Genomic DNA, 19,917 nt, shown 5'->3' with positions numbered 1-19,917 from the left:
CGTCCTTTGTACGAGCCATTAGCTCAGTTGGTAGAGCATCTGACTTTTAATCAGAGGGTCGAAGGTTCGAGTCCTTCATGGCTCACCATTTATATTTGCGGGTGTGGCGGAATTGGCAGACGCACCAGACTTAGGATCTGGCGCCGCAAGGCGTGGGGGTTCGACTCCCTTCACCCGCATTAGTATTTTATAATGGATATTTGCGGAAGTAGTTCAGTGGTAGAACATCACCTTGCCAAGGTGAGGGTCGCGGGTTCGAATCCCGTCTTCCGCTCCATATGCGCCCGTAGCTCAATTGGATAGAGCGTTTGACTACGGATCAAAAGGTTAGGGGTTCGACTCCTCTCGGGCGCGTTTTATTTCGGGAAGTAGCTCAGCTTGGTAGAGCACTTGGTTTGGGACCAAGGGGTCGCAGGTTCGAATCCTGTCTTCCCGACCACGAATACTTTTTAGGGGCCTTAGCTCAGCTGGGAGAGCGCCTGCTTTGCACGCAGGAGGTCAGCGGTTCGATCCCGCTAGGCTCCACCAATTTAATTTTTAACAATATATTTTATGGCGGTGTAGCTCAGCTGGCTAGAGCGTACGGTTCATACCCGTGAGGTCGGGGGTTCGATCCCCTCCGCCGCTATTGCTTTTTTATTAATGGAGGAATACCCAAGTCTGGCTGAAGGGATCGGTCTTGAAAACCGACAGGGGTGTTAAAGCCCGCGGGGGTTCGAATCCCTCTTCCTCCGCCATTAATATTTATTATCGCGGGGTGGAGCAGTCCGGTAGCTCGTCGGGCTCATAACCCGAAGGTCGCAGGTTCAAATCCTGCCCCCGCAATCTGGTCCGGTAGTTCAGTTGGTTAGAATGCCTGCCTGTCACGCAGGAGGTCGCGGGTTCGAGTCCCGTCCGGACCGCCATTTACATATTTATTATTTTGGCTCAGTAGCTCAGTCGGTAGAGCAAAGGACTGAAAATCCTTGTGTCGGCGGTTCGATTCCGTCCTGAGCCACCATTTAGTCTTTTTTGGAGGGGTAGCGAAGTGGCTAAACGCGGCGGACTGTAAATCCGCTCCTTCGGGTTCGGCAGTTCGAATCTGCCCCCCTCCACCATCTAGGGGTATAGTTTAATGGTAAAACGAAGGTCTCCAAAACCTTTGATGTGGGTTCGATTCCTACTACCCCTGCCAATTATGGCGGTTGTGGCGAAGTGGTTAACGCATCGGATTGTGGTTCCGACATTCGTGGGTTCGATTCCCATCAGCCGCCCCATTTTCAAACATTTTATTGGGCTATAGCCAAGTGGTAAGGCAACGGATTTTGATTCCGTCATTCGTAGGTTCGAACCCTACTAGCCCAGTTATGGCAGCATAGCCAAGTGGTAAGGCAGAGGTCTGCAAAACCTTTATCCCCGGTTCAAATCCGGGTGTTGCCTTTATGCCGGTGTGGCGGAATTGGCAGACGCGCACGACTCAAAATCGTGTTCCTTCGGGAGTGTCGGTTCGACCCCGACCACCGGTATGTTAAAGTTCTTAAATGCGGGTGTAGTTTAGTGGTAAAACCTCAGCCTTCCAAGCTGATGATGAGGGTTCGATTCCCTTCACCCGCTTAAATAGGGGCCTATAGCTCAGCTGGTTAGAGCGCACGCCTGATAAGCGTGAGGTCGATGGTTCGAGTCCATTTAGGCCCACCATTTATATTATTCCGCAGTAGCTCAGTGGTAGAGCATTCGGCTGTTAACCGAACGGTCGTAGGTTCGAATCCTACCTGCGGAGCCATACATATTTTAGTTTGCGCCTTTAGCTCAGCTGGATAGAGCAACAGCCTTCTAAGCTGTGGGTCAGAGGTTCGAATCCTCTAAGGCGCGTCAAAGCTCTTAAATCTTCTATAAGGTTTATGAGCTTTTTTTGTATGATTAATTTTAAATTAAGCTTCTAGGCATCTAGTTGAAAGCTTTGTAGATAAGTACAAAAAAAAAGCTTCCATGAATGGAAGCTAAAAAGGGGGATTTACACTTGTAATAGAAGTTTCTCCAAATAAATCTTTTTTTATACCTATATTTTCTTTATTTTACATATTTCTCTCATTAACAAATTATTTCACTTTTCTAACACATATTATTAGTAATATAGATGAGAAAGATTAGATGTTTAAGAAAGAGGGGCTTTTTATGAAGAAGTGGATATCAACCTTTTCTGTAATTATGATTATTTTTCTTGCTGCTTGTGGAAATGCAGAGAATGATGCAAACTCTAGTGGTGGGGAAGGATCAGTTCCTGCTGCAATCGATGCCAGTATCTCGATACCAAGTCAGATTAAAAGGAACGAAGAAGTACGCTTGGAAGTTACTGTTACTCAGGGAGACGAGTCTGTGGAAGATGCAGATGAAGTAAAATTTGAATTGTGGGAAGATGGGAAAAAGGATAATGGTGAATTAATAGAAGCAGAACACGAGAATGATGGCAAGTACGTTGCATCCTATACATTTGAAAAAGATGCTATCTATCATATTCAGTCACATGTCACCGCAAGAAGTATGCACACTATGCCTAAAGTTAAAGTGGCGGTAGGCAGTGCTGAAATAGATAACGAAGAAGAAAATCAAGGCCACAGCGCACATGAGCATGATGGAAATGTAGCGATACATATAAGTCCTACTGCTGATATTAAGACGAATGAGGAAACTCCATTTGATATTCATATTACTAAAGAAGAACAAGGACTTGAAGAGGCAAATGTGAGGTTAGAAATCGTTCAGTCAATTGATGATCATCAGGTGGCATGGGTAGATGCAGTAGAGGAAACTAGTGGGATGTATACAGCAGCACATGCATTTACTGATAATGGAACATACAAGATTGTCGTTCATGTAGAAAATGATGAAGGATTACATGAACATAGTGAATTTGAGGTCATAGTAAATTAACAGTAGAAGAAAGATATTTGCATATGCAAATATCTTTTTTATCTTATTTAATAATGTACTTTTGTTTTCATGTTACGCAAGTGAAGTTGCCTTTAATATTGATGAATTTTATACTAATCATAATCAAACTTTCACACTATAAAGAAGAAGCCCTTTATAATAGAAGTAAGTAATTGAAATCAGGAGAGAATAACAAATGACAAATACTCATTTATTTTTTAATACAAGCATTGGTAAACAGAAACCTAATAGTATAAGGAATAAAGAACAAGTGTGTCCGTTCTGTCAGAGAGAACAATTGACGAAGATTATTGCGGAGGATGGTCCAATCATTTGGTTGGAGAATAAATATCCCGTATTAGAAAATGCTCATCAAACGGTCTTAATCGAGACAGATCAGTGTGACACGGAACTTTCACAGTATGATGACAACCATTTAGTCAGATTGATTACATTTGGTTTAGACAATTGGTTAAGTATGGAGAAAAGTGATAAATATAAATCTGTGATTTTTTTCAAGAATCATGGTCCTCATTCAGGTGGAAGCATTGCTCATCCTCATATGCAAATTGTAGGTTTATATGATGTCGTATATCAAAATAAGGTGCAGGCTGACGATTTTGTAGGAGAGTTAATTGATCAACATGGTGATACTGAATTTTCTTTATCTAATAAACCACGTATTGGTTTTTATGAATTTAATGTTAAATTAGGACAGAAAAAGGATATCGCAGCGTTTGCTAAATATATTCAAATGGCAACCAAATATATTTTGAGGGATTTTCCTTTTACATGTAACAGCTATAATCTATTCTTTTACCATTTCGAGAATGAAATATTTGCAAAAATTGTCCCTCGATATGTAACAAGCCCTCTTTTTATCGGATATTTCTTGCCACAAGTACCTAATAACATCATGTGGATGGTGAAGGATATTCAAAGTAAATATGTACAATTATAATATGCATTTTTTCTTTGTTACAAAAAAGAAATATACGTAGCTGTTGTGATTTTCATCTAAAAAAAATATAATGAAGTATTGTACACAGATTATTTTTAATGAAGAGCCTTTGTTTCATAAGGAGATTGATTAATGACTTCTAAACGAACGACAACATCGAGAATTGATTATACTTTAGTTCTTATTTTATTTTTATTGTTTTTAGTGAGCTGTATTTCTATATATAGTGCACAAACGACTGAACAATACGGTGAGAATTTTTTACTAAAACAAATTGTATGGTATGTAGTGGGAATAGGGATTATACTAGCAGTCATTACATTAGATGCTGAACAATTAAAGAAAATTTCTTGGTATGCTTACGGTTTTGGACTATTGCTACTTGGGTTTCTTGTTGTCGCACCTGAAAGTATTGCTCCTGTAATTAATGGAGCGAAATCATGGATACGGCTGCCTGGTCTTGGACAAATACAGCCTGCTGAGTTAGTAAAGGTTTTTCTCATATTAGCTTTAGCCAGGGTCATCGATGACCATCATCAAAAGACACAATTAAAAACTGTGAAAACAGATTTTTTCCTATTATTTAAAATGCTAATTGTTACTGGGTTCCCTTTGTTACTCATCATGCAACAACCAGATTTGGGGACTTCCTTGGTAATTTTAGCGATTTTGCTCGGAATGGTTTTTATCTCAGGTATCACTTGGAAAATACTTGCGCCTATTGTAAGTGTAGGTGTAACTTTAGTTGTTGGTATTTTTTATTTTGTATTGTGGCATCCAGAGTTGTTGGAGAAATATTTGGGAGTAAAGGAATACCAATTGGGGCGAATTTATTCTTGGATCGATCCTTATAATTATCAAAGTTCTACAGGTTTTCAACTAACGCGCTCCTTACTTGCAATCGGTTCTGGTGAGACAACAGGAAAGGGCTACGGCACAAGAGAAGTTTACTTACCAGAAAGTCACACAGATTTTATTTTTAGTATCATAGGAGAAGAGTTCGGTTTTATTGGGGCAAGTGTGGTTGTTAGTTTATTTTTCTTATTGATTTATCATTTGACTAAAATAGGTATTAGTACGAGAACGCCATTCTATACATATGTTTGTGTAGGGGTAATTAGTTTAATAACTTTCCATGTCTTTCAAAATATCGGAATGACAATTGGTGTTTTACCGATTACAGGAATCCCACTACCGTTCATTAGTTATGGAGGAAGCTCACTAATGGGCAATATGCTCGCTATGGGGCTAATTTTTTCAATTGGATTTCATAGTAAACGGTACATGTTTTCCAGATCTTCGTAGGAAAAAGAAACCCGAGAATTTTAAATTCTCGGGTTAATGCTGTTAGATAGATGCACCAGTATCCAGTATAATTACCTTCGCATCAACTTTAATGTTTAAGTCAGGATATCCCTTTTTCCATTCTTTATAATCAAAATTGCGTATTTTTGTGCTATAAACCTTACCTATTCCGATTGGATCGGCATTATCTTCTTGAAATGACTGAATAAGCGCTGAACATTCATTTTTTATTTTCTTATTGATAAAATTCGTTATCTCTTTTATTTTTTTATCATCCAAATTATTTCCTGAATATTCTTTTATATTACCTTGGACCTTAATTTTAATGGTGATGTTTGTTGGATCCTTTTTATCTAATTTATATTTATGGTTGGAATGTATACTTTTAATAGCCACTTTTTGACCATCCGGCAAGTCGATAGAGAAATCACCTCTACTATAACGATCAACGAGTAATTTAAAATAAAATAATTTATCACTAGGAAGAATTTTATATGCAGCATCATCTTTGAATAATGATATGCCGGCTAGTTCTATTTCTTGCTCATTGATTTTTTTGATATGTGGTAAGAAGATATCCTTCCCTTCTTGATAAAAATCTCTCATAAATAAGGTTAAGTTCGTTTTAGGTAAATCTCCATAGTCAACATTGTGTTCAATTAAGTCAGAAATAAAAGTTCCATTCCCTTGAGGGCCATATTCACCTGTTAAAATTTCCTCCGTACTACTATCAGTGGTTGCAAAGTAGATTCGTTTTCCAATTGAAGCATCTCGTTGATAGGCGTCCACATAAACAGTTAATCCACGTTCGGCAATGGCAATATTATATAATGTAAGCCTTAAACCACCGACTACAATTGGATTGGGTGATTGCCGGTTTGCTTTATACAGTGTCTCTCTCCTGAGATCACCGGTTGTTGTAACAGTTTTGTTCTCTACACTCATTTCTTTGTTGAATACTTCCATAAGAAAGGTTGTCTTTAACAAATGCTCATCTTTCGTATCAGGGTCAAAGCCAGTTGCGACTGCGATATTGAGTTCATCTATTATTCTTTTTTGTACACATCCAGTAAGTATAAACAGGGAGCAAATGATACATATCCATTTTTTCATGTTTTCTTCACCTTCTTTATAATGAGGGATAAACAGTACAAAAAGGGAATATAAACAAATACAAAAGCAACAGACACCAGTTCAACCACTTGATTAAACCTTTCAATATCTAAGCCCTTCTCAAAAAAAGTAACGATAATAACAGAGATGACTGAAATCAGTATGGAACCTTTTCTTTGCTTTAATTTAGTGGCTCTTTTAAGTAACCTTGAAGCAATCCAAAGGGAGAGACATATATTCGGTAGTAGTATTAAACACCAATTGGCAACCCCAATATACTCAAAGCGTTCAACAAATGGAAATTGCACCATTTGCCACATAGAAAGTGTAGCCCAAATCGTATTTTCTAATTGCTTTTTTGAGAAATAAGCAAAAGCAATTATCGCTAATATCGTATAAAAAATTGTCGTGGTGGCTACTCCGATATGTGCCCATTTTTTCGATTTCTGCGGTTGGTTAATAAAAGGATAGATAAATAAAATTGCTTCAAATCCAACAGAAGTTAGTGACATATGATAGGAAGCTTGTAATAATTCGGTGATTTTATGTTGCCAAATCGGTAATAAGTGGGTGAAGTCAGCGTACTTTAGCGTAAAGGTGAATGTGAATACTAAATAGGCTGGTAAAATGGTTCCAAAAAAACAAACACCCACAACTGTCCTAAGTCCACCGTATACAATATATATTGATAGAAGTAAGAACAATACCGAAAACGCAAAATTATTTATATCTGGAAACATCCATATTTGAATAACTTCGATAAAATTCAATATAAAGGAAAGAAGGTAAGTGATATAAAATAAAACAAAGGCGAAGCTTGCCACTTTACTAATGAATCGCCCAAAAAGAAATTCATGAACGGTAATAATATCTCCATTAACCATTTCACATAATTTGTACATCATCCATAATACAATATGAATATAAACACCTAAAATGAGAATGGAAATCCATGCATCATATCCAGCATAGTCGGCAATAATTCTTTGATATCCTAGAATGCCAATGCCAATTTGCATAGCGATCATCACATAAAAAACGAGATAGGGAGATATTTTTAAGTTATTGGGAATCGTTTGGCTTTGCATATTCATCACCTCTATTAAGGCTAGGGTTATTCATCAATGTCTTTTGGGTTTTCAGCTTTCTTCTTATTGAATCGTTTTGGTTTTTGCGTTCTTAAAACATGTGGACGCCTGTACATTTTTTGTAATGGTGCGCGAATAAGTGTATCCTTCATATCTGCTAATCTAAGCGGGTATATTGGCGCCAAAAAAGGTCTTCCTAGTGAGGTCAGGCGTAATAAGTGGGCAATGAGAATACAGAAACAAAAAAGAATTCCTAATACACCCCAAAATTGTGCAAACAGAAGAAAGGGAAATCGTAAAACCCTAATGGTATTACCCATTTTATAAACAGGTGTTGTAAAGGAACCTAATGCACCTAATGCGACAAAGATTAACAGTACGTTACTAGTAAGACCGGCTTCAACTGATGCTGTACCAATAACAATACCCCCTACGATACCAATAGTTTGACCGACTTTAGTAGGGAGCCGTGCCCCCGCCTCACGCAATAATTCAATCGTTAGCTCAAGGAATAATGCTTCGAGAATCGGGGGGAGCGGAATGGTTCTTCTTGATGTTACTAATAACCCTAATAAGTCTGGTGGTATGAGCTCGTATTGATATGTCATAGCTGCAACGTAAATCGGTGTAACCAATACTGAAAAGACAACAGCAAAAAATCGCACTAAGCGAAAAAATGTAGCGACAATCCAATTGAGAAAATAGTCTTCGAAAGCGCTAAAAAATTCAATTAACGTCGTGGGCGCTATTAACACATGTGGTGAACCATCAACGATTATGGCGATTTTTCCTTCAGCAAGAATAGCTGCTACTCGATCAGGCCTCTCAGTGTCCAGCAATTGTGGAAATAGGGAATTGGAATTATCACTTAATAATTCAACAATATTTGAACTATCAGAAATCGTGTCAATCTCAATATTTTTTATACGTTGTTTCACAGTATCAACATTGTCTTTATTAGTAATTCCTTCTATATGTAAGACAGCTACTTTTGTTTTCGAAAGTTTTCCAACAGTATATTCTTGTGAAATTAATTCTTTAATAGGTAATCTTTTTCTAATCAAGTTTAAGTTTTGACCAATAGCCTCAACAAACGCTTCCTTAGGTCCAATTACAGAAAACTCAATTTCAGGTTGAGTGAGAGAACGGACAATTTCTTTCTGAGCGGCAATAAATCCAAAACGATTTTTATCAGAATCTAGTGTGACAAGTACATATCCATTTAATAACTTTTGTTCTATATCGCTTGGATTTTTTAAAATATGAATATCTGCTATGGGAACTATTCTATGCAAATCTTCCAGTGATTCAAATTTTTTTGTTAAAAGCGCTGGTAAAGCACTTTCCTGAATAATTTGTTCATCTACTAAAGTCGCATAAAAATGAAAACCAAACCGTTCATTCGTTTTTTCATTAAAATAATAGGTAGACTGAAAATCAGTTGACTGCTTTAATAAAGATTTCCAACCATCATCTTTGATTTTTTTAAACTTATCCCATATGCTCAAAGGTATCACCGTCAATCAGAAGTATTAAATGCATCTAATTAATATTGTTACCAAATTTGGTTGTGTTATGAATGAGGATTAAAAAATGGTAAAGGAGCGATAAAAGTTGGCTCATGATTTGGATCAGAAGATAGAAGCAATGGTAGAAAAATACACGGAATTGTTATTAGGAGAAAGTGACGAAACATTAAAAGGAGAAGTAAAATCATGGATTATCTATTCATTCATTGCTAAACAGATGCCACCTTTAGTAAAACATTGGAATCAATTGTACCCTGAAGGGAAGCAAGAAATGATGGAGCTAATTACAAAGATTAAAGATTTAAATGAAAAACAGCGGCAACAAAAGCCTGATGATAATAAAAAAAAATAAAAAAATAAGAACAGATGATGATTGTTGGTCAACATCTGTTCCTGTTTTATTCCTTTTAACTTAGCTATTGGATGTTACCGTTTGTTCCATAGGGAAATTGTGTAGAGTAACCTTGGAATTGTTGGTAAGATTGTTGCAGATTTTGTTGATCTGCTGCATCAAGACTGTACCAACCTCTTTCAAACATGAGGTTATAAAGATGACGTTGTTCATTCTTTGTTTCAGTAAAAATACGCATAAAATCTTCATAAAGTGTTTGATTACTAACTTCATTTAAATAAATGCTATAAGAATCACTCATGTACTTTTCCATTGCGAGTAGGTCGTTTGTAAAATCACGATCATTCATTTGTGGTGTTTTGGCTATCTGTTTTTCAGGATTTTGTACTTTTTTTGAATTAGTCAACTGAGTTTCCTCCTTATTGCATATTATTAAACGGTTGTGTCGTATTAAGATGTTTCAAAACCTGCTCATAATGGCGTTGATGCATTTGTCCACATTGTTCAAAAACAGTTTTTAAAGCAGGGTCTTGACAATGTTCCGCATAGAAATGAGCTTTTTTCATTGCTAATAAATTCCAAGAAAGAATGTCATTAAAGTAAAGTGCATCTTTTGTTGATACCATAACTGGGGGTTGTTGCATAATTCCTTGTTGATTCGAGAAGTTTGTATTTTGTTGTTGCATCCCAATACCTCCATTTTGATGATTTTCTTCTAAAATAGTTTGTCAATTGCTGAAAAATTTATGCAGAAAGAAAAAAGTGAAAAAGAAATAAAAAATCTATAAGGAAAATGATTGATTAAATTTTGCAAATATTTTATTATTATAAGTATCAAAGGAATTTCCAAAATTTTTTACAGAAAAAATGAATGAGCATTCATTCAAAATCGAAGGAGGAAGAACAGTTGACCAAACAGATTAGAAAGGCTGCTGTTTTAGGCTCAGGTGTTATGGGCTCTGGAATAGCCGCACATTTAGCGAATATTGGTATACCAACACTTTTATTAGATATTGTTCCTCGCGAATTAAGTAAAGAAGAAGAGGTAAAGGGGATTACCCTTAAGGATAAACAGTTCAAAAATAAAATTGCCGAAAGTGGTAAGCAAAAACTATTAAAGCAAAAACCTGCACCGTTAACAGCGAAGAAAAATATTCATCTTATTGAGGCCGGTAACTTCGATGATGATATGGAGCGCTTGAAAGAAGTGGATTGGATTATTGAGGTGGTGGTAGAAAATCTCAGTGTGAAAAAAGACGTGTTTGCCCAAGTAGACAAATATCGTCGTCCTGGAACAATTGTCAGTTCTAATACATCTGGTATTTCCATCGAAGCAATGGCTGAAGGACGTTCTGAAGACTTTAAGAAGCATTTCCTAGGCACTCATTTCTTCAATCCACCACGTTACTTAAAACTATTGGAAGTGATTCCAACTAAGGAAACATCTCCTGAAGTACTTTCTTTTATGCAAACTTTTGGTGAGGATGTTTTAGGAAAAGGTGTTGTTATCGCAAAAGATACGCCGAATTTTATTGCCAATAGAATCGGCACATATGGTCTCCTTGTAACAGTACAAGAAATGTTAAAGGGTGGATTTACTGTTGGTGAAGTAGATTCAATTACGGGACCACTTATTGGTAGACCGAAAAGTGCGACTTTCCGTACATTGGACGTTGTCGGTTTAGATACGTTTGCCCATGTAGCTAAAAATGTTTATGACCAAGTAGAAGGTGAAGAAAAACAAGTATTCGATGTACCAGATTTTATTAATAAGATGTTAGACAAAGGCTGGTTAGGCAGTAAGACAGGACAAGGTTTTTTCTTAAAACAGGGGAAAGAAATTTTAGAGTTAAATCCTAAAACCTTGGAATACGGTCCTCGTAAAAAGTTGAAAACGGCAGCGGTAGAAATAGCTAAACAACAAAAAGGGACAGCAAACAAAATGAAAGCGCTTGTATACGCAGATGATCGCGCTGGAGAATTATTATGGAAGGTGTTATCACCAGCATTAGTTTATTCTGCGCAACTCCTAGGGGAAATTGCCGATGATATTCAATCCATTGATGATGCAATGAAATGGGGATTTGGTTGGAATATGGGCCCATTTGAAACATGGGATGCCATTGGTTTGGAACAATCAGTTAACAAAATGAAAGCGGAAGGATTAGACATTCCAGAATGGGTTGAGAAAATGATCGCTGATGGGCATACACAGTTCTATAAGGAAGAGAACGCGACAACTTATGTGTATGAAAATGGTGAGTATCAGCCGATTAAGTTAAATGCAAAAGTAATAAACTTAAAGCAATTAAAACAAAAACAAGGTGTGATTAAGAAAAATACTGGAGCAAGCTTAATCGACTTAGGCGATGGCGTCGCTATCTTAGAGTTCCATTCAAAGAGTAATGCGATTGGTTTAGACATTATTCAAATGATTAATTTCGCTATTGATGAAGTAGAGAAAAATTATAAAGGTCTTGTTATCTCCAATCAAGGAAAGAACTTCTGTGTCGGTGCAAATATCGGAATGATGTTAATGGAAGCTCAAGATGATAATTACTTCGAATTAGATATGGTTATCAAACAATTCCAAAATGCGATGACGAAAATCAAGTATAGTGCAAAACCAGTCGTAGTGGCCCCATTCGGTATGACACTTGGCGGAGGAGCGGAAGTAGCTTTAAGTGCGGCACATGTTCAAGCATCAAGTGAAACTTATATGGGCTTGGTGGAAGCAGGAGTTGGATTAATTCCAGGTGGTGCAGGGAACAAGTCACTATATTTGAAACATTTAGCAAGCATGCCTAAAGGAGTTCAGTTTGATCTACAGAACGTGGCCAATAAAGTCTTTGAAACAATTGCGATGGCAAAGGTATCTACATCAGGAGAAGAGGCGAGAGAAAATAACTTTTTGAATGCTTCGGATGCAATTAGTGTGAATGGAGATCACCTCATTTATGATGCTAAACAAGCGGTATTAGCATTGGCAAATGCAGGTTACCTTCCACCAGCAAAAGTGAAATTCCCAGTAGTTGGTGAAACAGGGTATGCCGCATTACTTTTAGGTGCTAATTCTATGCATTTATCTGGTTATATTTCAGAACATGATTTGAAAATCGCCAAAGCACTGGCATATGTCATTGCTGGGGGCAAAGTGCCTTTTGGTACAGAAGTGGATGAGCAATATATGTTAGACCTTGAAAGAGAAGCATTTTTAAAACTTATTGCAGAGCCAAAATCTCAACAACGAATGCAACACATGCTCTTAAAGGGTAAACCACTCCGTAACTAATTATAGATTGCTAGAGAGAATAAAAGATACCGAGAGTAGAAGGAGAGGGAAAAAGCAATGAAAGAAGCTGTAATTGTTGCAGGTGCTAGAACACCTGTCGGTAAAGCAAAAAAAGGCTCACTTGCCACTGTACGGCCAGATGATTTAGGTGCACTTGTTGTAAAAGAAACGTTGAAACGAGCTGGAAATTATGAAGGTAGTATAGATGATTTAATTATTGGTTGTGCCATGCCAGAAGCAGAGCAAGGTTTGAATATGGCCAGAAATATCGGTGCATTAGCTGGGCTTCCAGACTCGGTACCAGCAATCACAGTCAATCGCTATTGCTCATCAGGGTTGCAATCAATCGCTTATGGTGCCGAAAAAATCATGCTTGGTCACGCAGATACAGTGATCGCCGGTGGAGCTGAATCCATGAGTCTTGTACCTATGATGGGTCATGTTGTCCGTCCTAATTTAACTTTAGCCGAGACAGCTCCTGAATATTATATGAGTATGGGGCATACAGCAGAGCAAGTTGCTGGGAAATACGGCATTTCAAGAGAAGAACAAGATGCATTCGCTGTGCGTAGTCATCAAAAAGCAGCGAAAGCAATAAGTGAAGGTAAATTTGCTGATGAAATTACTCCGGTTGATGTAACACTCCGTCAAATTGGATCGGATAATAAAGTGAAAGAACGCACCTTCCAGTTTTTACAAGATGAAGGTGTACGGAGCGATTCAACAGTTGCAACTTTAGGGAAACTGAGACCAGCTTTTAATGTGAAAGGCTCAGTCACAGCGGGGAATTCATCACAAACAAGTGATGGTGCAGCAGCTGTAATGATTATGGACAGAGAGAAAGCAGATGCACAAGGACTGCAGCCTTTAGTGAAGTTTCGTTCTTTTGCTGTCGGAGGCGTGCCGCCAGAGGTTATGGGGATTGGGCCAATTGTAGCAATTCCTAAAGCTTTAAAACTAGCGGGGTTAGAGCTATCAGATGTCGGATTATTCGAACTAAATGAAGCTTTTGCTTCTCAATCCATTCAAGTTATTAGAGAATTAGGGTTGGATGAAGAGAAAGTGAATGTTAACGGTGGAGCTATTGCTTTAGGGCATCCACTTGGGTGTACCGGGGCTAAGCTAACTCTATCATTAATTCATGAAATGAAGCGTAGAAATGAGCAATTTGGTGTTGTAACGATGTGCATTGGTGGCGGAATGGGTGCCGCAGGTGTGTTTGAACTTCTTTAAAAACGACTATATTTGTTTTTAAAACCAATAGTGTTATAGAGCGGAAGACACTCGACTCCTGCGGTTAAAGATCAAAGAAATTTGAGCCCCGCAAAAAGTGAGTGTGTGCCGCAATGAACCGAAGTGAAAGTTCTATTTAACTACCTTTGAAAAAACAATGTTAACAAAAACTGCAAAAAGCATAAAGAATGAAGATGGAGGATGATGAACGTGTCAAATCAAACTGAAAAATTTATTAAAGGTGGAAGCTTTTTAATTGAAGATATTTCTTATGAAAATATGTACACACCAGAGGATTTTAGCGAAGAACAAATCATGATTGCGAAAACAACAGAAGATTATGTGACAAATGAAGTGGTCCCTCAAGTGGATTATTTAGAACAGCATGAATTCGATCGCTCTGTAAAACTATTGAAAAAAGCTGGTGACTTGGGCTTACTTGGTACAGATGTGCCAGAGGAATACGGTGGACTCGGTTTAGATAAGGTAAGTTCAGCACTTATCGCTGAAAAAATGTCACGTGTCGGTGGTTTCTCTATCTCACACGGTGCCCATGTAGGTATTGGTTCTCTTCCAATTGTATTGTTCGGGAATGAAGAGCAAAAGCAAAAATACTTACCGGTGCTTGCGACAGGCGAAAAATTAGCTGCCTATGCACTAACAGAACCAAGTTCAGGATCTGATGCATTAGGAGCAAAAACAACTGCTAAATTAAACGCAGAAGGCACACATTATTTATTAAATGGGGAAAAACAATGGATTACGAATGCTGGGTTTGCCGATGTGTTCGTTGTTTATGCCAAAATAAACGGTGACCAATTCACAGCTTTTATTGTTGAAAGAGAATATCCGGGTGTATCAACAGGTGCTGAAGAAAAGAAAATGGGTATTAAGAGCTCGTCTACAAGAACACTTATTTTAGAAGATGCACAAGTACCAGTTGAAAATGTACTAGGTGAAATTGGTCGTGGTCATGTCATTGCCTTTAACATTTTGAATATTGGTCGTTACAAACTTGGTGTAGGTGCAGTAGGTGGTTCTAAGCATGCCTTTAAATTAGGGGTAACTTACGCTAACCAACGTCAACAATTCAGTACGCCTATTTCTTCTTTTAATTTAACGAAGGAAAAATTCGGAACAATGGCAAGTAAAATTTATGCAGCTGAAAGCTCCGTTTACCGTACAGTGGGTCTATTTGATGACAGAATGAGTCAATTGAGTGATGAAGAAGTCAAAGACGGTAAAGAAGTAGCGAAGTCTATTGCTGAATATGCAATAGAATGCTCACTTAATAAGTTCTTCTCTACCGAAGTTCTAGATTATGTAGTTGATGAGGCAGTTCAATTACATGGTGGTTATGGCTTTATGGCAGAATATGAAGTAGAAAGAGCTTACCGTGATTCTAGAATCAATCGAATCTTTGAAGGAACAAACGAAATCAACCGTCTTTTAGTACCAGGAACGTATGTTAGAAAAGCAATGAAAGGTGAACTGCCTTTATTCGAAAAAGCAATGGCACTTCAAGAGGAATTGATGATGATGATGCCAGAAGAGCCAGGTTCTGAAGCATTAGAGCAAGAGAAATATCTTGTAAAGAACGCTAAGAAAATCGCATTACTTGCAGCAGGTTTATGTGCACAAAAATATGGAAAAGCTTTGGATAAAGAGCAAGAAGTTCTTGTGAATATTGCTGATCTGGTTTCTTACGCCTATTCTATGGAATCTACTGTTCTTCGTACTGAAAAAGCCATTGTAAAAGACGGAGTAGCAAAAGCTGAGCAAAAGCTATTATACACACAAATTTTCTGCCAAGAAGCATTTAATCAAATTGAGTTGATTGCGAAAGAAACTTTAGTAGGTGTGGAAGAAGGCGATACATTACGAATGATGCTTTCAGCGCTTAAGAAGTTTACGAGACATACTCCAACAAATGTAATTGCGAAAAAACGTCAAGCGGCTGAGAAAATTATTGAAGCTGAAAGGTTTGTAGTATAATATTTATCTTGAATAAAGTGAAGGAAAGTAACCTATTTACTTCCTCCATTTGCGAAGTTTATGACTTGAGGCTCAAGAACAAATTTGGGCCTCTTTGTTTTGTTTTTAATATGATAATAATTACAATTCTTCGTTATGAAAATAAAAAGAAATATGTTATGCTAATGAAACGATAGTATTCATGAATATAGGTATGATAAAATAGGTGGTGAAAACATGGCACTTACTTTCTATTGGTATCCTAAATGTGGTACTTGCCGAAAAGCGAAAAAATGGCTAGATGAACATGAAATAGCCTATGATGCAATACATATAGTGGAAAATCCTCCATCCCGCAAGGAATTAGAAGATCTTTACAAAAAGAGTGGGTTAGAGCTAAAAAAATTTTTCAACACAAGCGGTCAAAAGTATCGTGAGTTAGGATTAAAAGACCGAGTGAAAACGGCCTCAGAGTCGGAACTGTTAGATTTATTAGCATCGGATGGAATGTTAATTAAACGTCCATTAACAACGGATGGTACGAAAGTAACAGTCGGATTTAAAGAGCTAGAATTTGAACAAAATTGGCTGTAAATGGTGGATGCGCTTTATACGTTTTAAACGATCGTTTATTCGGTCATTAAAATAAACAATTTCCTAAATTAATGGAGGTATGAAACATGAGCACACCTAAAGAATTACGTTATTCAGAAGAACACGAGTGGGTAAAAACAGAAGGAGATAAAGTTCGTATTGGTATTACATACTTTGCTCAATCAGAACTTGGAGATATCGTATTTGTTGAGCTTCCAGAAGTAGGAGATGAAGTAACTGCTGATGAACCGTTTGGTAGCGTAGAATCTGTTAAAACAGTTTCTGAGTTATATGCACCAATTAGTGGTAAAATCGTTGAGATTAACGAAGAACTTAGCGATAGTCCAGAATTTGTGAATGAATCTCCTTACGAGAAAGCATGGATGATTGTTGTTGAGCCATCCGATGCAAGTGAAATTGACAAGCTAATGACAGCTGAACAATATGAAGAAATGACAAAAGAAGATTAATTGTAGTTAAATAAAGAAGGTCAAATCATTAAATGGTTTGACCTTTTTCTAAATTTCTATATAGACATACCAGATGAGTGCTGAAAAGTTTTCAAATGTAAAAAGGCTTACTATTATAAAATATATAAATGATATATATTAGGTGATGAGCATGCATATAGAACATGGCAATAAAGTGATTATTGTTGAAGGTAAATCTGACAAACGAAAAGTGAAAGGACTAATCAGAGAACCTGTAGAGATCTTATGTACAAATGGAACGATTGGCACTTCGAAGTTGGATGAATTAATTGATTATTTAATTGGGAAGGAAGTCTATATATTAGTCGATGCTGACGCATCAGGAGAAAAACTTCGTAAACAATTTAAGAGAGAATTACCAGAGGCAGAGCATATCTATATTGATAAAATGTATCGTGAAGTCGAGGCGGCACCTGCGCATCATTTAGCTACAGCCTTAATAAGTGCAAATATAGATATATATACCGAGTATTTAGATAAAGGATGATAACATGATTGACTGGTCAAACAATGACTTAAATGATTTGATCGCAAGGAAGCAATCCGGCTTATTTTATTTATTCACTCCTATGTGTGGGACATGTCAAGTTGCCGGGAAAATGCTAACAATTACTGAGCAACTGTTGCAGAACCTTCCTATAGGTAAAGCCGACCTGAATTTTTTGCCAGCAGTGGCAGAAAAGTATGAAATTGAAAGTGTACCGTGTTTACTTGTGTTTAAAAAAGGAGAGTTAGTTGATAAGCTTTATGCTTTCCATTCAGTACCTTATTTACTTGAACAAATTCAATCATATGAATTACAGTCTCAATTTTAAAACCACTTATTGTTTAGGAATAAGTGGTTTTCTTATGCTTTTAATCAAGGGGGGTTGCGTAAATGTTTAATTACACCCCTCACTCATTCTAGGCAGATGAATCGATGGGATATTTCTTTTTTCTGTCGATAAGTCTAGCTTTTGACATATTTCTCGGGAAATAGGTTGTGAACATTGTTGGAAATAAATGTTCTGTCAGTTAAAGTCGATAGTTAGGAGAAGGAAATCATTTCTTGGAACAGAATTATAGAATATAAGACGCGGGCTGGGGGTGGTTTCAATAGAGGAACTCATTTATCATTTTAATCAATCTTTAAGAGTAAATGATCATATTTTAATGATGTTAAAGGAACCTATAAGGATTCGAGTAGAATTAGAACAAAATCTAATGTATTTGACATTAGACCGTAAAAGGCTGCTAATTAAACATACTCGCCCATTGAAAAATTATCATATAAACATTCAAACTACTGCTGACCACTTTCATTCTTTGCTTCAAGGGCGTACGAGTCTAAAGAAACAAGTGGATGAAAAGCATATCATCCTTAAGTCGACTTTTAGACAATTATTAAAATTAGATGCCATTTTCGTATTAAATCAAAAATAATCATAAATACATCAAATGTCCTAAAAAAAGATTGACTTCCCAAAAAAAGGTTGTTATTCTATCCTTAGAATAATTAGAAAATTAAATATTCTTATCGAGAGTGGTGGAGGGACTGGCCCTATGAAACCCGGCAACCGGTTGTTTGATACACGGTGCTAATTCCAGCAGAGCATAAAAGCTCTGGTAGATAAGAAGAGATGATAAACCCTCTTCTTTGTGAAGAGGGTTTTTGGTCGTCTTTTCTTTCCAATTTAAAAAAGAGGAGAGATGTAAAATGGCAGAAAAAGAAAAGCAACTTCGATTTGAAACAATTGGTGTTCATGGTGGGCTAAAACCTGATCCAGTAACAGGGGCAAGAGCGGTCCCAATCTATCAAAATAATGCTTATCAATTCCAGAATACAGAGCATGCGCAAGACTTATTTGGCTTAAAAGAAACAGGATATATTTATTCTCGTATTCATAATCCAACGGTTACTGTGTTTGAGGAAAGAGTTGCATTGTTAGAAGGGGGAACAGGCGCATTAGCATTAGCAAGCGGGCAAGCAGCCATTTACTTAGCTCTTCTTAATATTGTTCAAGCGGGTGATGAAATTGTAGCTGCCTCTAATTTATATGGAGGTACATATAATTTATTTACAGTCACTTTACCAAAGTACGGCATCAACGTTAGGCTTATCGATATTAATAATGAAGAGGAACTACGAGCAGCAATCAATGAGAAGACACGAGCTGTATTTGCCGAAACCATTGGTAACCCGAGTTTACAAGTACTAGATATTGAAACAGTTTCAAATATCGCCCATGAACATGGTGTGCCGTTAGTGGTTGATAACACATTTGCAACTCCTTATCTATGTCGGCCGATTGAGCATGGCGCAGATATTGTTGTTCATTCTGCTACGAAATGGTTACTTGGGAATGGGACGACAATGGGGGGGATCATTGTTGACGGTGGTAAATTTGATTGGAACTCAGAGAAGTATCCAGGATTAAGTCAGCCGGATACAAGCTATAACGATTTAGTATATAGTGAGGCACTTGGCCCTGTAGCATATATTACTAAAGCGAGAGTGCAGCTTCTAAGAGATTTAGGTCCAGCACTAAGTGCACAAAGCGCCTTCCAATTTACGTTAGGTTTAGAAACGTTAACGGTTCGAATGAAAGAACATATTGCTAATACGAAAAAAATTGTGCAATATTTAAATAATCACTCTGCTGTTAATTGGGTACTTTATCCGGGCGATGACAACCATCCTAATAAAGAATTAGCAGACAAATATTTATCTAAAGGTGCAGGGGCAGTTGTCGTTTTTGGCATATCTGGTGGGCGTGAAGCAGGTGCGAAGGTTATTAATTCGGTTGAGCTGTTCGCACATGTAGCGAATGTAGGTGATGCAAAAAGTCTTATTATACATCCAGCAAGCACAACGCATCAACAACTTAATCAAGATGGGTTAAAACAAGCAGGTGTACCTGAAGACTTAATCCGATTATCAATTGGAATTGAAAATGTAGAAGATTTGATCGATGATCTTGAATCTGCTATTGAAGCGGCAACCGGTATTGCTTCATTAAATATAAGGGTCTAACAACTATTATTTCAGATTTGACACCTACTTCAATGACATGATACTATTACACAGGTACACAA

Annotated in this window: 18 protein-coding genes, 21 tRNA genes and 1 riboswitch; of the genes, 34 read left to right on the top strand and 5 right to left on the bottom strand. The window is 37.3% G+C overall.

The annotated features are described in order from the left end of the window. Positions 1-12 precede the first annotated feature (12 nt). From MKX67_RS19555 to rodA, 24 genes are all read left to right on the top strand, one after another. Positions 13-88 (top strand) — tRNA-Lys (locus MKX67_RS19555). Positions 89-97: 9 nt separating this feature from the next. Then, positions 98-179: transfer RNA gene (locus MKX67_RS19550), tRNA-Leu, on the top strand. Between the two features lie 23 nt (positions 180-202). Continuing rightward, a tRNA-Gly gene (locus MKX67_RS19545) sits at positions 203-277 on the top strand. Positions 278-280: 3 nt separating this feature from the next. Next, a tRNA-Arg gene (locus MKX67_RS19540) sits at positions 281-354 on the top strand. Between the two features lie 8 nt (positions 355-362). Beyond that, positions 363-439 (top strand) — tRNA-Pro (locus MKX67_RS19535). Between the two features lie 13 nt (positions 440-452). Further along, positions 453-528, top strand: a tRNA-Ala gene (locus MKX67_RS19530). A 26-nt stretch (positions 529-554) separates the two neighbouring features. Then, positions 555-628: transfer RNA gene (locus MKX67_RS19525), tRNA-Met, on the top strand. Positions 629-644: 16 nt separating this feature from the next. Next, a tRNA-Ser gene (locus tag MKX67_RS19520) sits at positions 645-737 on the top strand. A gap of 14 nt (positions 738-751) precedes the next feature. Next, positions 752-825 (top strand) — tRNA-Met (locus MKX67_RS19515). A 3-nt stretch (positions 826-828) separates the two neighbouring features. Continuing rightward, positions 829-905: transfer RNA gene (locus MKX67_RS19510), tRNA-Asp, on the top strand. A gap of 19 nt (positions 906-924) precedes the next feature. Beyond that, positions 925-1,000 (top strand) — tRNA-Phe (locus tag MKX67_RS19505). A gap of 13 nt (positions 1,001-1,013) precedes the next feature. Continuing rightward, positions 1,014-1,097 (top strand) — tRNA-Tyr (locus MKX67_RS19500). A 3-nt stretch (positions 1,098-1,100) separates the two neighbouring features. Beyond that, positions 1,101-1,174: transfer RNA gene (locus tag MKX67_RS19495), tRNA-Trp, on the top strand. Between the two features lie 6 nt (positions 1,175-1,180). After that, positions 1,181-1,256 (top strand) — tRNA-His (locus MKX67_RS19490). Positions 1,257-1,272: 16 nt separating this feature from the next. Continuing rightward, positions 1,273-1,344: transfer RNA gene (locus MKX67_RS19485), tRNA-Gln, on the top strand. Between the two features lie 4 nt (positions 1,345-1,348). Next, positions 1,349-1,419: transfer RNA gene (locus MKX67_RS19480), tRNA-Cys, on the top strand. A 4-nt stretch (positions 1,420-1,423) separates the two neighbouring features. After that, positions 1,424-1,505 (top strand) — tRNA-Leu (locus tag MKX67_RS19475). Positions 1,506-1,522: 17 nt separating this feature from the next. Next, positions 1,523-1,593 (top strand) — tRNA-Gly (locus MKX67_RS19470). A gap of 7 nt (positions 1,594-1,600) precedes the next feature. Continuing rightward, positions 1,601-1,677: transfer RNA gene (locus tag MKX67_RS19465), tRNA-Ile, on the top strand. A gap of 10 nt (positions 1,678-1,687) precedes the next feature. Next, positions 1,688-1,762, top strand: a tRNA-Asn gene (locus MKX67_RS19460). A 15-nt stretch (positions 1,763-1,777) separates the two neighbouring features. Continuing rightward, positions 1,778-1,851, top strand: a tRNA-Arg gene (locus MKX67_RS19455). A gap of 303 nt (positions 1,852-2,154) precedes the next feature. Beyond that, entirely contained in the window at positions 2,155-2,910 is a 756-nt protein-coding gene (locus MKX67_RS19450) for a FixH family protein (protein ID WP_180316934.1), read from the top strand. A gap of 196 nt (positions 2,911-3,106) precedes the next feature. Beyond that, positions 3,107-3,871, top strand: coding sequence for a DUF4931 domain-containing protein (locus MKX67_RS19445; protein WP_095371976.1), 765 nt, complete (start codon positions 3,107-3,109; stop codon positions 3,869-3,871). Between the two features lie 132 nt (positions 3,872-4,003). After that, positions 4,004-5,176, top strand: a complete 1,173-nt coding sequence (gene rodA / locus MKX67_RS19440; RefSeq protein ID WP_095371977.1) for a rod shape-determining protein RodA — start codon at positions 4,004-4,006, stop codon at positions 5,174-5,176. 42 nt (positions 5,177-5,218) lie between these two features. Here the strand turns inward: rodA and MKX67_RS19435 are convergent, their stop codons facing one another. Genes MKX67_RS19435 through MKX67_RS19425 form a run of 3 tightly spaced genes read right to left on the bottom strand, consistent with a single transcriptional unit; the run spans position 5,219 to position 8,885 of the window. Further along, the gene (locus MKX67_RS19435; RefSeq protein WP_342488613.1) at positions 5,219-6,289 is read right to left on the bottom strand and encodes a Ger(x)C family spore germination protein; all 1,071 of its coding nucleotides are present in this window, start codon (positions 6,287-6,289) and stop codon (positions 5,219-5,221) included. Further along, positions 6,286-7,377, bottom strand: a complete 1,092-nt coding sequence (locus tag MKX67_RS19430; RefSeq protein WP_322910435.1) for a GerAB/ArcD/ProY family transporter — start codon at positions 7,375-7,377, stop codon at positions 6,286-6,288. The genes MKX67_RS19435 and MKX67_RS19430 overlap by 4 nt, the downstream gene beginning before the upstream one ends. A gap of 26 nt (positions 7,378-7,403) precedes the next feature. Continuing rightward, entirely contained in the window at positions 7,404-8,885 is a 1,482-nt protein-coding gene (locus MKX67_RS19425; RefSeq protein WP_095371979.1) for a spore germination protein, read from the bottom strand. A gap of 106 nt (positions 8,886-8,991) precedes the next feature. On the opposite strand from MKX67_RS19425, the gene MKX67_RS19420 reads away from it, so the two are divergent. Continuing rightward, entirely contained in the window at positions 8,992-9,258 is a 267-nt protein-coding gene (locus tag MKX67_RS19420) for a DUF2573 family protein (RefSeq protein WP_095371980.1), read from the top strand. 64 nt (positions 9,259-9,322) lie between these two features. Here MKX67_RS19420 and MKX67_RS19415 read toward each other — a convergent pair whose 3' ends face one another. Together MKX67_RS19415 and MKX67_RS19410 are read right to left on the bottom strand one after the other, a co-directional pair. Then, complete coding sequence (locus MKX67_RS19415) at positions 9,323-9,607, bottom strand: spore coat protein (protein ID WP_095373606.1); 285 nt, start codon at positions 9,605-9,607, stop codon at positions 9,323-9,325. Positions 9,608-9,677: 70 nt separating this feature from the next. Beyond that, positions 9,678-9,944, bottom strand: coding sequence for a hypothetical protein (locus MKX67_RS19410; RefSeq protein WP_095371981.1), 267 nt, complete (start codon positions 9,942-9,944; stop codon positions 9,678-9,680). Positions 9,945-10,165: 221 nt separating this feature from the next. Between MKX67_RS19410 and MKX67_RS19405 the strand changes: the two genes are divergently transcribed. The 9 genes from MKX67_RS19405 (at position 10,166) to MKX67_RS19365 (ending at position 19,855) form a co-directional block, all read left to right on the top strand. Beyond that, a complete protein-coding gene (locus MKX67_RS19405; protein WP_341052084.1) occupies positions 10,166-12,550 on the top strand; it encodes a 3-hydroxyacyl-CoA dehydrogenase NAD-binding domain-containing protein in 2,385 nt (794 codons plus the stop codon). Positions 12,551-12,607: 57 nt separating this feature from the next. After that, the gene (locus tag MKX67_RS19400) at positions 12,608-13,783 is read left to right on the top strand and encodes an acetyl-CoA C-acetyltransferase (RefSeq protein WP_095371983.1); all 1,176 of its coding nucleotides are present in this window, start codon (positions 12,608-12,610) and stop codon (positions 13,781-13,783) included. A gap of 210 nt (positions 13,784-13,993) precedes the next feature. After that, positions 13,994-15,778 (top strand): acyl-CoA dehydrogenase family protein, encoded by a 1,785-nt coding sequence (locus MKX67_RS19395; RefSeq protein WP_095371984.1) that lies wholly within the window; start codon positions 13,994-13,996, stop codon positions 15,776-15,778. 216 nt (positions 15,779-15,994) lie between these two features. Further along, entirely contained in the window at positions 15,995-16,351 is a 357-nt protein-coding gene (locus MKX67_RS19390; protein ID WP_095371985.1) for an arsenate reductase family protein, read from the top strand. An 86-nt stretch (positions 16,352-16,437) separates the two neighbouring features. Then, positions 16,438-16,821: a glycine cleavage system protein GcvH gene (gene gcvH / locus MKX67_RS19385; RefSeq protein WP_095371986.1), complete on the top strand. Its 384-nt coding sequence runs from the start codon at positions 16,438-16,440 to the stop codon at positions 16,819-16,821. A gap of 151 nt (positions 16,822-16,972) precedes the next feature. Continuing rightward, on the top strand, positions 16,973-17,329 hold the full coding sequence (locus MKX67_RS19380) for a toprim domain-containing protein (RefSeq protein WP_095371987.1): 357 nt from the start codon (positions 16,973-16,975) through the stop codon (positions 17,327-17,329). A gap of 4 nt (positions 17,330-17,333) precedes the next feature. After that, positions 17,334-17,657, top strand: coding sequence for a thioredoxin family protein (locus tag MKX67_RS19375; protein ID WP_095371988.1), 324 nt, complete (start codon positions 17,334-17,336; stop codon positions 17,655-17,657). Between the two features lie 271 nt (positions 17,658-17,928). Further along, entirely contained in the window at positions 17,929-18,264 is a 336-nt protein-coding gene (locus MKX67_RS19370) for a hypothetical protein (RefSeq protein WP_095371989.1), read from the top strand. A gap of 88 nt (positions 18,265-18,352) precedes the next feature. Further along, positions 18,353-18,458, top strand: a riboswitch (SAM riboswitch). 80 nt (positions 18,459-18,538) lie between these two features. Beyond that, positions 18,539-19,855 carry an O-acetylhomoserine aminocarboxypropyltransferase/cysteine synthase family protein gene (locus tag MKX67_RS19365; RefSeq protein WP_341097877.1) on the top strand — a complete coding sequence of 439 codons (1,317 nt, stop codon included), beginning with the start codon at positions 18,539-18,541 and terminating at the stop codon, positions 19,853-19,855. Positions 19,856-19,917 lie beyond the last annotated feature (62 nt).

This window comes from Cytobacillus sp. FSL W7-1323 (assembly GCF_038595015.1).
In the GTDB taxonomy this organism is placed as follows: Bacteria; Bacillota; Bacilli; order Bacillales; family Cytobacillaceae; genus Cytobacillus; species Cytobacillus kochii.
Note: the sequence above shows the minus strand (reverse complement) of the source record. Positions and strands in the feature narration are given on the sequence as shown.